The 1,388-nt window shown below is 76.4% G+C and carries 1 protein-coding gene and 1 pseudogene; both read left to right on the top strand.

The window, feature by feature from the left end; translation table 11 throughout:
- Positions 1-283 (top strand): annotated as a pseudogene (locus tag B7767_RS35790) (prenyltransferase); the annotation flags it as partial.
- The coding region (locus tag B7767_RS35785; RefSeq protein WP_256923683.1) for a sugar phosphate isomerase/epimerase at positions 280-1,388 on the top strand (1,109 nt) is incomplete at its 3' end. The pseudogene B7767_RS35790 and the gene B7767_RS35785, both read left to right, overlap by 4 nt.

The raw sequence follows: 1,388 nt of genomic DNA, 5'->3' as shown, positions 1-1,388 counted from the left end.
CCCCGCCGCGCACCCACCCGGGGTCGCCGGCGCCCTCGCCACGGCCCTGGGCGCCGCCTACGCCGCCACGGCCGCCCGCCCCTACTTCCACGCCGCGCTCAACCCTTCACCTCCCCTCACCCAACGCGCCGTGGGCGGCGGCATCCGCGCCACGATCCCGCTCCAGGCCGCACTCGCCGCCCGGTCCGGCGGGGCCGCCACGTCCCTCCTGGTCGCGGCCCTGGCCCCGGCCGGCCGGATGTTCGCGAGGAGGGCCGGCATGAGGAAGGTGAGCATCACATGAGCCACAACCCGAACCAGGGCGCGAGCCGGCAGGTGACCGAGGACGCTCGTGTCCCGATCCCGGAGGCGAGCCGGGACACGAACGGAGACCCGGCCGGGGACGTGAGCCGGGGTGCGGCCGGGGGTGGGCGTGTCCCGGCGGTGGAGGCGGGCCGGGACGTGAGTGGCCGCCCGGCCCGGGAGGGGAGCGGCGACGGTCACGGTCCGAGCCGGGAGGTGAACCGAGCCGTACGCGTGGACGGAGCCCGGGACGTGGACCGGAGCGCCGGCACCCCCCTCCGTTTCGGTTACGGCACCAACGGCCTCGCCGACCTCCGCCTCGACGACGCCCTCGCCCTCCTCGCCGACCTCGGCTACGACGGCCTGGGCCTGACCCTCGACCACATGCACCTCGATCCGTTCGCCCCGGACCTCGCCGCCCGCACCCGCCGGGTCGCGCACCGCCTCGACGAGCTCGGGCTCGGCGTGACCGTGGAGACCGGCGCCCGCTACGTGCTCGACCCCCGCCGCAAACACGGCCCCTCGCTGCTGGATCCCGACCCGGACGACCGTGCCCGCCGCGTCGACCTCCTCCTGCGCGCCGTCCGCGTCGCAGCCGACCTCGGCGCGCACGCCGTGCACTGCTTCAGCGGCATCGTCCCCGCCGGCACCGACGAGGACACCGCCTGGAAACGCCTCGCCGAAACCCTCACCCCCGTCCTGGACGCCGCCGCCACCGCCGGCGTCCCCCTCGCCGTCGAACCCGAACCCGGCCACCTCCTCGCCACCCTCGCCGACTTCCACCACCTGCGCCGCACGCTCGGCGATCCCGAGCCCCTCGGCCTCACCCTGGACATCGGCCACTGCCAGTGCCTCGAACCCCTCCCGCCCGCCGACTGCGTGCGCGACGCCGCCCCCTGGCTGCGCCACGTCCAGATCGAGGACATGCGCCGAGGCGTCCACGAACACCTCCCCTTCGGCGACGGCGAGATCGACTTCCCGCCCGTCCTCGCGGCCCTCGCCGCCACCGGCTACCAGGGCCTGACGGTCGTCGAACTGCCCCGCCACTCCCACGCCGGCCCCCACTTCGCCGCCCACTCCCTCCCGTTCCTCCGCGACGCCGCCCC

Origin of the sequence: Streptomyces sp. 13-12-16, assembly GCF_002114215.1 — a bacterium.
GTDB lineage: Bacteria > Actinomycetota > Actinomycetes > Streptomycetales > Streptomycetaceae > Streptomyces.
Note: the sequence above shows the minus strand (reverse complement) of the source record. Positions and strands in the feature narration are given on the sequence as shown.